The following is a 12,790-nucleotide window of genomic DNA, read 5'->3' on the forward strand; positions in this document are numbered from 1 at the left end:
CTCTATTTATAGATATGGCATTGATAGGCAAAATAAGAACCAAAGGAACAGGTCAGGTATTACCCATTGAAAGAGTCAAACCGGCACTGGACCAGGACTTACAACAGTTAGCCCAACTGGTTAAGGACTACATTATCATTACTGCAGAAAAAGGAGGCAACCATAAATTTCGGAAAGATAAATCCGGACTTGTCAACACTACAAAAGTAAGTTTCAATACAGATGGTGTCAATATACAGCTACCCAGCTATGCAATAAACATTGATCAAGGTAGAAAAGCTAAAATAAAGAAGGTGCCTATTAAATCTCTGATTGCCTGGATTCGCAGGTATCGAATAAGAGGACGGAACAGTAAAGGCAAGTTTGTGAAAAGGTCTGTAAGTTCAATTAACGCACTTGCCTATGCCATCCAGAATAGCATTTATAAGAACGGTATAAAAGCCAGACCTTTTATTCAAGCTTCCATCCAATATGGGGAACAAGTATTAGTTGAAGCCATTGACCAGATAATAGTACCACAAATAATAACAGAGATAGACTTTTTATTTAATAAATGATCACTCTTACCAAAGAACCACAATACCTTTCAGCAGCTTTTAATAAAGTAGAATTTGGATTTACTGATACTGGCTATACGGTTGGTGATCTGTACTTCTGTGATATCTATCAACTATCCGGTAAAGATTTAAAACAGAGTTCCAATCAGGTTTCTTTAACTGGAAGCTCATATATAGATACTCTGATCAAAAACGGATCTGGAGATGGTAAAGTATCCTTTGATGTATCTCTTATTCTTCAGTCTATGTTGGATAATCCAGAGATACCCATTACTTCAGGTCATTCTAACAACTATATAGGCTATTTTATAAAAGCTGGTACTGTTAGTTATACCTCTGGCAATACTCAGATTAAAACTATTCAGTATCAATCAAAAGCAAAATTTGCAACCAGGTCAGCTTTACCAATGGAGGATTACAATTTTGGGTTGTGGCATGTAAATTACGTTAATGGTAACCGAAAGTTTTTAAGTAATTCACCTGATACTATTGAGATGGCTGATGATGAAGAATTCATTCTTTCCGTAATCATCCCGAAAAACAATTTATCTGCTTCTACTATCAATCTAAAAGCTGATATATACAGAATCACAGGTTTCACACAAACCAATATAACTGTAAAAACCTATCAAATCGCTACTGGTGGGACTTACGAATTCAGGATTAAGCCTTCAACTTTATTTACAGGATCTACAGATATTGACAGGTTCGCTGTCTGGTTAGACACAGCTGATCCAATCGTGTACGGTTGTACCTTACCTAATGCACCCAACTACAATGATGTCGCGACTATTGATGATGGTACTTGTCAAATGCCTGACATAGATTTTCAAGTAGCATATTCTGGTTATACAATAATTTCTGGATCAGTCATAGAAAGAAAGTTTGTGATCAGTGACTTAATAGGTGGTGAAGAGGGATTTGGTTATGAGTTTTCAACTAATGGCATCAATTATATTCCTATTCAATCAACAGGAAAAACGTTTAGTTATTATTCCGGAGGTTCAATTACATTCTATATTAAAAGGAATCAGACAGTAGTTTCCAAAACTGTTCAATCACCTTATTTCAGTGCTTATGCGCAATCCGGATTTACCAGAAATGATTGTACTTCAGGGTATACTGGTACTTCCATTAATTACACTGTACCTTTCGCGAAGTATAATTCGTTGATCAGTCAGCAAGCTGCCAATCAATTAGCACTGGCAGAAATTGCAACATCAGGACAAACTACTGCAAACCTTTCTGGTACATGTGTATCTACGATTGGTACTATACGTGCTAGCATTCGCTATGCCAATATATCCATAACATTCCCAGATCAATATGGAGGCACATATTCAACGGCTGACGTTTGGTTGGATGTGACTATGTACGGAACTGCCTATAATCCTGGAGGAACCATTACTTTCAACCTGGAAGAAATAAATGATGGTGCATCATATTCTTTCACGGAAACACCCACTATTGCATCCAGTCTATTAGCAGCTGCTTATGTATTGGAGGATTCCAGATATGATTCCAATGGCAATGAATGGTATAGACACACCAATAATTATATCATTAAACCTGGTACTGGATATATTATATAATGCAACTAACAGAAAAGAAAACATTTATTATCACTCAATCGCTGGACTCTCCTATTTCATGTTTGTTCATGAACCGGTTTGGTGTATTTGAACAGGTCCAGCTAACCAAATATAAAATTGAAAAGCTGGATACGGAAGTACAATACTTTGGATCTAAAGATCACAATAAGACCCGAACTGTAACAACAGAGAAAATACTTACTTACTACACCCAATGGTATAGCATGGAATATTTTGACTGGTTGAAAGACCTGGTACTATCCCCTATGCTTTTCATTAATGGCAAATATGTAATGATTACGGCTACCAAATATGAAAAGGATAACACCCTTCAGCTGTTCAGTATTGAATTGAATGTATTACCTCAATATAATGAAAATGTACTATCACTTTGATTCAATTATATATCAATGGCAAACTAGCCCAACTATCAGACACAATAGATCTGGCTTTCGATAAGATTGTCTCAGATTACAATGATCCCACAAAAAAGACAGGATCATACTCATATACATTTACTTTACCCTATACGAAAGTCAACAATCTAATCTTCAATCGGGAAAACGACAGACAGAAGATAGGCAAGTTCAAAGGTGTATATGAGGGTACATTATTATATGCTGATACCATTATTTTTGATGGGGAACTTGTACACAAAGAGAATAATAGTAATGGATATAGTTGTTTTCTTTCAGGCTCCAAAGACCTGAAGATCGCCAGTATTATTGGAGATGGATCTATCCGAGATATTCAGTCTTTTACTCCAGTTCCATTTTCCGGAGATTCCACTGTACATAGCTATCTGGGAGAAGATTGGTATTATGTTCCCTCCTATCTTTCTGATCCACATCAATCAGAGATTGCGTTTACGTTAGTTCCAGATGGATATGCTAAATTAGGCAGTTTCAAAGAATATTATCAGACCTTCTACGAATTGGAAGGTATTACCTATGCAGCTGGCTATCATGATTATGGGTTATCTTTATTCACTGGTGCAATCTTTGAAAACATATTTCGTGATGCTGGATGGACTCTTAAGGGTGATGTACTGCACAGTGAAGACTTTCGGAGATTGATCCTGTTATATTCCAACCAGGATGACCAAAATCCATACAATTATGGAACGCTGAATCCGTTGAAAAGCAATACCATTAAAGTAAGTGACACTGCAAAGCTTGTAAATAGTACAACTCGTCCAATTACCCTACTGAAAACCAGATTAGAAACAGTTACTACCCTGAACTATGGGAAAATCAGTTGCATAGTTCCCTATCTAAACGTTATAGAAGGTGATTTCTCATTCTCTCTTCAGACTCCAGAAAGTGTACATACAAATGGAGGCAACCCAACGTATACCTGCAAATACTCAGGAGAATATACGTTCAATCTGGATCTACTTTTCTCTACCTGGGACATATACAGATACGACGAACTAGGTTTAAGCACCTGGTCAAGAACATCGGATTTTATAAGTGATACCAATGGTTCCGAACTGTTCTTTGCCTTTCGCGAAGTAACCGAATCTCAATTCCTGGATATGGATTTTGAACGGCAATATCCAACACTAAGAGGATTATACAAAGCAGATGCGAACACATTATATAGTGAATATCTGAGGACTGCTGATTCAAATGAAATACGGCATTTAAATAAAACCCTGAAAGTACAACTGGAAGAGGGGAAACAGTATCAGCTTCAGTTTTACTACTGGTCATTGGAGAATACAAAGCCTGTATTTGAGTTTAGAGGAAATAGCACTTCCGGCTCTGGTGATACTATAGCTATTGCTTCCTGCAATGGCAAAACTCAGATTAACCCAGCTGATTTTTTGCCTAATCTGAAAAAGATTGACTTTGTCAATGCTCTATTCAAACTATTCAATCTGTTTTATCAGACTGATACAGAAACAAAGACACTTACCTTCTATCGTAGAGATGAATTCTTTGACCTGAATAAGAACAACATCATTGATCTGTCAAAAAGGTTAAATCTGAATGATTTCAAAGAAGAACCTTTTGATGAGGATACAGTCCTGGCTTCTCAATTTTTGTATGCAAATGATAGTAATGATTATGTGTTGAAAACAGTTGCTACTGGTCAAACTCAAACCTATTATCAGCTGGTTAATTCAGCAATGAATACAGAAGCGAAGACAATCCCCTTTGCACCGTTGTATTTCTTTCGTAGAAACTGGCTATCTGATAGTGACTATGTTTTTTCAGCCACACTTCCATTTGTGCTGACCTCAGATAACTATAAAATGGCAAACCTAACCAGTATTGCCTATAGTAACGGATTCAACTATACACCCAGATTAGCCTTATTCTATGGAGGCTACTATAACGAACAATACTATCTGGATCAGGGATCACAAGCTGTATTACCAATGGGAAAGTTTGTCAGATCGTTTTTTGCAACAGGAAAATCTATTCCTCATTTAACCTTTTTTGCCCTGGATCAGCAACCAGTATATGAACTGGATTACTATTTACAGGAAGATTATAAGCTATTAGCTGTAACTGGATTTTCATTTACAACAGATCCAAACATCATTGGCAATTCTGGCCTTACTCAGACTATGCAAGACTATGGTCTGGATCTTACAACTAATTCGGAATCAATTACTGAAAGACTATATAAGAAAACATACCGTAATCTGGATCAATCATTTCTCACTTCCGGACCAATTAAAATGGACGCATTACTATTTAAGAACATGAGTGGTAGGCAACTGTTAAAATTAAATAGTGATCTCTACTTGCTGGATAGAATCGAAAAATTCCGTCCTCAAACCGCAGAAGCGGACATAACTATATTCAAATTAATCGTGTAATTGGCTGCAAATACAAAAGAATACAAACTAGTCCTGAACGGAGTTACTACCGCAATCAGTAGTATAGGTGAACTCAAAGAAGAAATCGAATCATTAGAAAACCAACTGGATAGTGCCAAGTTTGGATCTAAAGAATTCTCTGATCTGCAAAGAAAGCTTCAGGCTGCAAATACGCAGATGGAAATCTTTGAACAATCTGTTGAGAAGCTAACCATTGAACAAAAACTAGGCACTATTGCAGCAGCTGGAGAATCATTAGCCGGTGCATTTTCTATTGCAACTGCTGCCAGTGCTGCTTTTGGTAAATCTATTGGGTTAAGTGAAGAACAGGTTCAGAAGTATCAGCAATCTGTTGAAACTGTATTACTGGCCTTGCAAGGATATAAGTCATTAATGGAAGGTCTGACAGGTGAAAACCTGAAGAACCTGAAATCTATGCTGGGACTATCCAGTGCAGGTTTAGAAGTAGCCCAAAATACAGGAAAAGCAACACTTGCCAGTAAGCTATTCGGATCGGTAACGAAAACAGCGATCATTAGTACAGGGATTGGTATATTTCTGATTGCATTAGGGGCTATCATTAGCAATTTTGATACCATTAAGGCCAAAGTAATTGCATTTGCCAAATCATTTGAACCTGTTAACAAAGCCATTACTTTCTTTGAAACGAAAGTAGGTGGTTTCTCACAATTGTTCTCCGGTGCACTGGAAGCCGGCAAACAATTCTTTAAATCCATCGTCACATTAGGTTCAAATGCATTCGACGTAATTACAAGTGGTTTCGATCAAGCGGCAAGGGATAAATTCCTGAAAGACTTTTCTTCGTTTGGTTCATCTGTATCGGCTGCATTCTATCGTGGTGTTGATGAAAAGAACAAAGAACTTGCCGAAGAAGCGACAAATAAACTCCTACAGTTAACTATTGATTCAAACAAGAGACTTCAAGCCCAACAGGAAGCATCAGGGAAGGATTCGTTTGCTATTCGTAAAAAGATTGCTGATGATGAATTAAAATTGCTTAAATCTCAGCTAAAAGCAATTGAAGATATTGAAAGTGAAGACTACCAGAATAAAAAGAAGGAAGTACTTGATAAAGAAAGTGAGATAACAATCCTTGTACTTGCCAAACGAAAAGAACTGGCTGATAAGGCAAAAGAAATACGGCAAAAAGATCTGCAGGCAGAGTTGGATATACTTCAAGCCAAACTGAATGCCCAAAAAACCTTATTGGATGATGACAACTTGCCAGAATCTAAAAGGTTAAAAATCCTGGCAGATATTCGTCAAAAAGAACTGGTACTTCTGGACAAAACCACCCAGCAACAACTGGCTCAGGAAGACTTAACAACCAAACAGAAAGAAGTGATTACCCTGCAATCAGCCAATAAGAGACTGGAAATTGAAAAAGACTATAATCAGTCTGTACTGGATATTCAAAAAGAAGCTTCTGAAAAACAAAAAGAACTTCAAAAGAAAAATCTGGATGCACAGGAAAAAACTATGCAGGAATCCATTCGTAGACTGGGGTTCACAGTAGATGATACAACTGCTACAGAAGAAAAGAGACTGGAAGCATTAAAACAATCTGAATCCAAACACATTGAACTACTACGAAACCAGTTACTACGCAGAAAATCGGAAGAGAAACTGACTAATGATGAATTACTTGCTTTGAATACAGATTACTATAACAACATCTATGAAATAACTGTTGCAACGGAAGAGAAGCGCAAAGAAATCATTGACTCCAGCCAAAAACAGATCAGTGAAAAGTATATAACGGGATTATCTGAGATTACTTCCCAAACCCTTACAGCTGTCAACACATTGATTTCTGTTTTTCAACAATCTTTTGACTCTCAGATTGAAGTCATAGATGAGAGAATTGAGAAGAGTAAGGAAAAGATTGACCAGTTGACAGAGCAGTATGAAGAAGCAGCTGACAATATTAATAGTCTGGAAGAAAAACTCCTGGAAGCTACCGGATCACAGAGAGAAGCAATCATTCAACAACTGGAAGATGAACGTGAAAAACGTGCACAACTAGCAGCAGAACGGGAAGCTGAAGATGCCAGACAAAAGAAGTCAGAAGCAGAAAAAGCCAAACTTCAGAAAGAGACTCAGAAGCAAATTCAAGTCACAACTAGGTTATCACAAATAGCTACAGCAGTTAACCAGACTGCAACCGCTGTGAGTGCTGTACAAGCTGGTATAGAAGCTATTAAAAGTGGTTCAAAAGTGCCTTTTCCGGGTAACATCATTGCGATTGTGGCCGCATTAGCCGCAGTTGTGGCTGCTGTAGCATCCGCAAAACAATTAGCCACAAAGGTTAAAATGGCTGATGGAGGTCTGCTTTCCGGACCTAGTCATTCCAATGGTGGTATACCAGTTGGTAATACCGGCATAGAAGTAGAAGGGAATGAATATGTCACAAACAAACGTGCTACAGCTAATAATCTTTCTGCACTGGAAACAATCAACCGTATGGGTGATAAAGTTCGCTTTAAAGCGGTGCCTGTAATGAAGATGGAAACAGGAGGCGTAATTCCGGACTTGAATACAACAACCCAGATTAATCAATCAAATAATTCTGCATCTGAGATATTATCTGAATTGAAAAGATTGAATCAAACTAATACCGCACTAGCTAACAGACCAGTTCAAGTTGATGTGACAGAAATCACCAAAAAACAAGCACAAATAACAAACATTAAAGAATACTCAGTAAGCTAAAACTATGAAAATATACGATATCCGAATTAATGATGAAGATGAAACAGGTGTACAACTGGTTTCATTTGTCAAATCTCCCGCAATGGAAGTAGAAGCTATTAAGCTGTCCAAAGAACCTATGTTATTTGCCAAAGATGAATACAAACAGTATTTGACATCTGCAGTAATCATCCCTGACAAACTCATACCTAGAATGAATGGAAATGAGATGTACATGATCCGATTTTCATCTGATACAATTGAAAAGATCCGCAATAAGTTTCATACTCAGACCGGTAATCTGAAGTTATCCAATTTTGATCATAATTCAGAGTATACAGTTAGTGCAACTCTGATAGAAAGCTGGATCAAGACCTCAGAAAACGATAAATCCGTTGCGTTGGGTTTTGATTTACCTGTTGGAAGCTGGCTTTCAACATATCATGTATCAGATACCCAATTCTGGAATGAAAAAATATTAACGAATGAGGTTACCGGTTTTAGTTTGGAAGGAGTCTTTGAAACTATTGAAACTAAGCTACCAAAAGATGAAGAACCAACCCTGGATCAATTAATGGATGATCTGTTGGCAGATATTTTAAAATAAATTTTTACTCATATCGGATAAAACCAAGTTTTCATATTATACATATGTATAGTGAAGAATACACACCTAATTAAAGTTAGATTTTTATGAATTGACAATCAAAGATAAGTTCCAAAAAATAATTGAGAAGCTGTTTGAACAGGAAATTCAAGCTGAAGAGACTCCTACCCCAGAAACAAAGCTGGAAGAAGAAAATCCAACTCCTGAACCAGCCCCAGAAGCTGAAACCAAACTAGAAAGTGTCAGCCTTATTGATGGTACTGCAATCGATATTACAGAAGATGTAGTATCAGTCATTGCTGAAGATGGTAGCCTATCCCCAGCCCCTGATGGGTTACATATGTTATCCGATGGAAGCGTAATTACGGTTGCATCTGGCAAACTTACCAGCAAGCTATCCCCACAAGATGTATTGTCTGCACTGGCCAGTACTCAACAACTCGAATCTCAACTTTCAGAAGAAAAATTGAAGCTATCAGAACATGAAACTCAATTGAATTCTATCCTGGAAAAGCTTTCAAAGCTGGAATCACAACCAGCCGATAAAAAAATTATTGCAAATCCAGTCACTGAACCAGAGAAGCTTTCAAAAGCCCAAATGCGATTGAAAATAGCTCGTGAACTGGCAAAATAAGTCTTTTCCAATAAGGCAACTTATTGGAAACCACCCTAAATAAATTACAACTATGAAACCTTAAATGGCTTTTACTTATTCACCCAACCAATTTAAAGCAAAACATTTTGAAGAGATTTTTTCAGAAATTTTATACTCAAACAATACAGTAAGTAGATCTAATGTAGTACGTGTATTAGATAACGTTAAATCTGAACGCCCAGTAACCACTATGGGTGGAGATATAAACTGGTCAGGTTATACTTCCAGTCCTGATATCACTCAATATACAGATGCATTGTCAGCTGCTGACGAATTGATCAGCCCTAAAAAGATAATGGCTCTGGCCACTTTTACCTATGATGACCTTCGTAACACTCGTTTTGAAGAATCTATGTCTGCTGGCGCAAAGAATGTCACTTCTGATGAGTTCACTCAGGCTGTACTTTCTTATTCTATCCCTCGTTTAGGTTTATCCTATGAAAAGAAATACTGGCAAGGTGTTGCATCTGCAACCAAAACAGCCATTGCATCAGGTTCAGCTCCGTCTAACCAAAAAACAGTTATTGCAGCATTAGCACCTGATTTAACTGATGGTGTATTGGCGCAAGCTGTGAAGAAAGCGGATACTATCAACGTAACCGGTACTACACTGACTATTTCTAACCTAAAAACTGAGTTTAACAAAGTATATACGGCTATCCCAGCAGCTGTTGAACAGTCTGGCGAAGCAGTAATCTTTGCACCATGGTCTGTACGCAAATTAATCAAACAAGCAAACCAGGCAGAACAGTACAGAGATGTATTCGGTGTAAATGGTGATTCATTTGACTTCCTGGGTATCCGCATTGAATTTGTACCATTGCCAGAAAATGTAATGATTGCTGGTCGTTGGTCTGATATTGTACTGGGTACTGATTTGCTAAGTGATATTGGTGAAATCGAGATTGGCAAGGTCACAAATTACGGTGATCAAATGTTCATCAAAGCGGTAGCAACTTTGGGTTCTGTTGTTCTTATCAGCAAACAGAAAGTAATATACGCCTAATTCCAATAATGCCTGGTGAAGATAGGTTCATCAGGCTTTTACACACTAAATAGATTTTTAATACTTATATATAAATGCCTTCATGTTTTTTAACATCAACTTTCGGGGGTAGCAATTGCGATTTCAATGTTGCTGGTGTAAACCGTATAGCAGTGATAGGATATGAAAAGGTATCCGGTTATACAGCTACATCTGGTGGAACCAAAATCACTGGAATTTCAATAACTGACTCCTCTAAATTCAACGAAATATTTGCAGCGGAAGATTCGGCTGGCTATACAGATGAATATACCAGACAAGGCTCCAATCGCTTTATGACTCAGACTCTAAACTTTACTGTATCAGACAATACGGAATCCGGTTTGGAAAAGGCTCATAGTTTGCTTTTAGGTAAACACATTGCTTTGGTAGAACGGAAGAACGGGACCTGGAGAGTACTGGGATTACAAAATGGTTTACAATCCAGTGCCGGTACTGATGGATCAGGCACAGCTGCTGGTGATGAAGCTGGTAAAACCTTTACATTAACCAGTCTCAACAAAGGTTATTCGCCAATTATTGAGAGTTCTCTGGCAAAATCATTAATTAATTCAGCAATCAGTTTATAATTAATCCAACTCGTTAATATTTGTTCATGTACTATAAAAGCTACCTTGTTTCAGGGTAGCTTTTTTTATAAAATACCTCATTTGTGGTATTGATATAAATAAAAACATTATTGTTTTTTGGGATGACTAAAACATCAAATAATGATTAGATTTTTACATCTTTCTGATTTGCATTTCTCTCAATTAATAGAGAATCCAACTTATTCCATTCAACAGTTGATAGCAATTGAGAAATTTTATAAATCCGAAACATTTGATAGGGTTATTGTTACTGGAGACTTAACTAATGATGCTAAGATTGACAGTTTCATCAAAGCACGAGAATGGTTAAACGGATCAATCACTTTAAGTGGCGGCAACAAAACAGGACTTAATATTGACAATGATATACAACTTAAGGTAGTCCCAGGAAATAGAGATTATATACATAATAAAACCAGTTTAAAAAAAGGAGAGGATATCTATTTTGAAGGTTTAAATACTTACAATAAAGAATTTGCAGGAAATCATTTATTTAGTAAAAGAAAGCCCCTTGTCTATGATTGGTTTGATCTTTCTGAAACGGAGAATGTGGGCGTTTTTATTTTATATGTAAACACAAGTATTTTGGGTGAAGATGATTCAAATAATAAACTTAAAGCTAACTACCTACATTACATATCAGTGCAGATTAATAACCTTATAAAGAAGGGACGTGCAGGAACACTAATAAAGAGTGTCAAATCAGGTGCATTTATTTCATCTGTTGAGTTTAGAAAATCTTTCAAATTCCTCGTTGCACATCACCCTTTTCAGAATGAGGAAAAAATATATGACTTTATATCAAATAATAAGAAAAAAGAGTTTCTGTCAAATTTGGCTATGATGGATTTTAATATTCAACTTAGTGGGCATAGACATATATATGAAAAGACAGAAAACACATACACATATTTTTTTGACAAGAGGGCAGTTGATAGATATCTGATAAATGAGTTACTTCTACAAATAGGAGAAGATAAGCTGATTGATATTACTAGTATAAAGAAAGGAAAAAAGATTTCTAAACCATTAAGAATAATAATTACCATAATTAAAACACTTCTAATTCAAGATGACAGTATCCACAATGTCATCAGTAAAATGGACAAAATAGTTAAAGGCACTCCTCAAGAAAGTTTAAATTATTTAATAGATGCTATAAAAACTGGAACAAAAAGAGAACAGGAGGACAACTATAATGAGATTCTAAATTATTTAAACAACCTTACTAAAAATGAACGTAAATTATTTGCAGATAATGCTCAGAAAATAGTTTCAAAGATTCTCAATGAACTAAAACAAAGAAGCCTGCAAACCTTTAATGCTGGTTCATGCTCGCTTCCATATATTAATGGAGAAAAGACTGATAGACATTTTAATACATATAGTTTTGAATATTATGAAGGAGATTTTACCCTATGCATAATAGATTATATATGGAACCCAGATATAGGGGATTTTGAATTAAATGAAAGATGTTTTATAACCTATTCGCTCGACAAATTAAAAATAAATGAGATTTATCAAAACGATCAACTCTTTAAGAAAAAATCCCAAGCTAATAACCATAAAAAATCTCAATGTATTTTGATGTTGACGGCAGATGTTGTAGATCAGACCAAACAAAAATTAAACTTAGAAAGAGAGCATAGTCAGATTATAGAGATGCTACAGGACAAAAAAGACATATTTGATGTTATTATCCGAAGAAATATAAATAAACATAATTTTATACGATATATCAAAGATCGTAGCCCAGATATCCTACACTTTTCAGGGCATGGAGAAATGACAGATGAAGATTTACTGAAACTTGGTATTGAAACTGGAGGAATATGGATGTTGAATGAAGAGAAGAATGGTTTTTCATGTTTAAAAAACGATGAGTTAGATTCAATATTCGATAATTTTCAGAGAAGTAATATTCCACTAAGGGTAGTTATTTTCAACGCATGTTATTCTTATGAACCTGCAAAGCGAGCTTCTCAATATGGTCCAATTGCTATTGGTATTTCAGCAAGAATTCCAAATGACTCAGCAATAAGTTTTAGTAAAGGGTTTTATACGCATCTTTCAAAACCGGGATTCGAATGCGATTTCATTAATGCATATAAGGAAGGAGTCTTATATATGCCACACAAACACAAAGAAATGATAAAGTTATATCAGGGAGGAAACATTGTTAACTAAGTTATACAT

The 12,790-nt window shown here is 36.2% G+C and carries 10 protein-coding genes; all 10 read left to right on the forward strand.

The annotated features are described in order from the left end of the window. Window positions 1-14 precede the first annotated feature (14 nt). A complete protein-coding gene (locus QNI22_RS08370) occupies window positions 15-557 on the forward strand; it encodes a hypothetical protein (RefSeq protein WP_314510189.1) in 543 nt (180 codons plus the stop codon). Beyond that, window positions 554-2,149, forward strand: coding sequence for a DUF5977 domain-containing protein (locus tag QNI22_RS08375; RefSeq protein WP_314510190.1), 1,596 nt, complete (start codon window positions 554-556; stop codon window positions 2,147-2,149). Before QNI22_RS08370 ends, QNI22_RS08375 begins: the two co-directional genes overlap by 4 nt. Next, window positions 2,149-2,544 carry a hypothetical protein gene (locus tag QNI22_RS08380; protein ID WP_314510191.1) on the forward strand — a complete coding sequence of 132 codons (396 nt, stop codon included), beginning with the start codon at window positions 2,149-2,151 and terminating at the stop codon, window positions 2,542-2,544. The genes QNI22_RS08375 and QNI22_RS08380 overlap by 1 nt, the downstream gene beginning before the upstream one ends. Then, window positions 2,541-4,982, forward strand: a complete 2,442-nt coding sequence (locus QNI22_RS08385; protein WP_314510192.1) for a hypothetical protein — start codon at window positions 2,541-2,543, stop codon at window positions 4,980-4,982. Before QNI22_RS08380 ends, QNI22_RS08385 begins: the two co-directional genes overlap by 4 nt. After that, a complete protein-coding gene (locus QNI22_RS08390; RefSeq protein ID WP_314510193.1) occupies window positions 4,983-7,715 on the forward strand; it encodes a hypothetical protein in 2,733 nt (910 codons plus the stop codon). Window positions 7,716-7,719: 4 nt separating this feature from the next. Next, the gene (locus tag QNI22_RS08395) at window positions 7,720-8,301 is read left to right on the forward strand and encodes an XkdF-like putative serine protease domain-containing protein (protein ID WP_314510194.1); all 582 of its coding nucleotides are present in this window, start codon (window positions 7,720-7,722) and stop codon (window positions 8,299-8,301) included. Between the two features lie 91 nt (window positions 8,302-8,392). Next, window positions 8,393-8,935, forward strand: coding sequence for a hypothetical protein (locus tag QNI22_RS08400; protein ID WP_314510195.1), 543 nt, complete (start codon window positions 8,393-8,395; stop codon window positions 8,933-8,935). A 64-nt stretch (window positions 8,936-8,999) separates the two neighbouring features. After that, window positions 9,000-9,962: a hypothetical protein gene (locus QNI22_RS08405; protein ID WP_314510196.1), complete on the forward strand. Its 963-nt coding sequence runs from the start codon at window positions 9,000-9,002 to the stop codon at window positions 9,960-9,962. Between the two features lie 74 nt (window positions 9,963-10,036). Next, window positions 10,037-10,570 (forward strand): hypothetical protein, encoded by a 534-nt coding sequence (locus QNI22_RS08410; protein ID WP_314510197.1) that lies wholly within the window; start codon window positions 10,037-10,039, stop codon window positions 10,568-10,570. A 141-nt stretch (window positions 10,571-10,711) separates the two neighbouring features. Further along, a complete protein-coding gene (locus QNI22_RS08415) occupies window positions 10,712-12,781 on the forward strand; it encodes a metallophosphoesterase (RefSeq protein WP_314510198.1) in 2,070 nt (689 codons plus the stop codon). The last annotated feature ends 9 nt before the right edge of the window (window positions 12,782-12,790 follow it).

The organism is Xanthocytophaga agilis, assembly GCF_030068605.1.
Taxonomy (GTDB): domain Bacteria; phylum Bacteroidota; class Bacteroidia; order Cytophagales; family 172606-1; genus Xanthocytophaga; species Xanthocytophaga agilis.

Bases quoted from the DNA above. Each gene is read 5' to 3' on its own strand.
- QNI22_RS08370 (WP_314510189.1), top strand. From the start codon at position 15: ATGGCATTGATAGGCAAAATAAGAACCAAAGGAACAGGTCAGGTATTA.
- QNI22_RS08375 (WP_314510190.1), top strand. From the start codon at position 554: ATGATCACTCTTACCAAAGAACCACAATACCTTTCAGCAGCTTTTAAT.
- QNI22_RS08380 (WP_314510191.1), top strand. From the start codon at position 2,149: ATGCAACTAACAGAAAAGAAAACATTTATTATCACTCAATCGCTGGAC.
- QNI22_RS08395 (WP_314510194.1), top strand. From the start codon at position 7,720: ATGAAAATATACGATATCCGAATTAATGATGAAGATGAAACAGGTGTA.
- QNI22_RS08405 (WP_314510196.1), top strand. From the start codon at position 9,000: ATGGCTTTTACTTATTCACCCAACCAATTTAAAGCAAAACATTTTGAA.
- QNI22_RS08410 (WP_314510197.1), top strand. From the start codon at position 10,037: ATGCCTTCATGTTTTTTAACATCAACTTTCGGGGGTAGCAATTGCGAT.
- QNI22_RS08415 (WP_314510198.1), top strand. From the start codon at position 10,712: ATGATTAGATTTTTACATCTTTCTGATTTGCATTTCTCTCAATTAATA.